Source organism: Pyrinomonadaceae bacterium (assembly GCA_036277115.1).
In the GTDB taxonomy this organism is placed as follows: Bacteria; Acidobacteriota; Blastocatellia; order Pyrinomonadales; family Pyrinomonadaceae; genus UBA11740.
On the sequence record DASUNM010000014.1, the window covers coordinates 1 to 1,018 of the forward strand.

A 1,018-nucleotide genomic window follows, 5' to 3' on the forward strand; every position below is an offset into this window, starting at 1 on the left:
ATTTTGAATCCAGTTGAATCTATTCCAGTAAATATGTGTCTTATACCTGTGAAGAGGCTAAAAGATGACATTATCTTCCCGAGCAGCATAATGTTGATTCTATCTGTAAATTTCTGTAATGTTGTATAATGTGGTATTTTCGATGGCGCTGTTAATTTAACAGAATAGATTTAGCTGTGAATATCCTATTCTAACGTGTATGTTACTAAGATTTATCAGAAATAGGACATCCACTATTGTAGTTATGTATTCTTTGTATTTGTATTTTCTTGGTTTAAGTCTACGTAATACTTCCAAAGCATTAGATATATTCAATGATGAGAAACGAAGTCATATTGCTATATGGAATTGGATTCAAAGGTTTGGTTCTTCTCAAATCTACAAAAGAAAAAGAGTAGCAGCATTCATTATAGATGAAACAATTATCCAAATTGGGAATCATCACTTTTGGTTATGGATTTGTATTGAACCAGTTCATAGGACTATACTGGGAATCTACATTTCTGAAGAAAGAAACATGTTTGTAGCAGAGAAATTCATCAGATCTCTTGTTGAGAAATATGGTAGACATACTGTATATACTGATGGTGGTACATGGTATCCACAGGCATGCAATTTTTTACATTTGAAACATAGATTGCATTCTCCTTTAGAAAAGAGTTTGATAGAAAGGGTAATGCAGTATTTCAAAGATAGAACAGAATGTTTTGATGATTTATCCATGTATTGTTACTCTAAAGAATAACAATTGTGATCTACAACATGTATACAATTGGATAAAGTTGTTCATTTATTTGTATAATACAACAATTAGAAATAAAATACCATTTCTTATGAATGGAGGTGAATTCATCTTAAGTTAACAGCATCGTATCAACCATGAGAAGCTCCCCGTTCATCAATCTTTACTTCTACTGTTCCATCATACTTTGGCTTGACTGCTAATTGTGCTGGTGTATATATCAAATGTTCTTTAGTAAATGATGATAATTCAAAATCGTCAGTCATATACAATGCA

At 31.3% G+C, this 1,018-nt stretch carries 1 protein-coding gene; it reads left to right on the forward strand.

Annotation, left to right across the window (positions count from 1 at the left end):
* Positions 1-244 precede the first annotated feature (244 nt).
* Positions 245-745, forward strand: a complete 501-nt coding sequence (locus VFX97_02940) for a DDE-type integrase/transposase/recombinase (protein ID HEX5702153.1) — start codon at positions 245-247, stop codon at positions 743-745.
* Positions 746-1,018 lie beyond the last annotated feature (273 nt).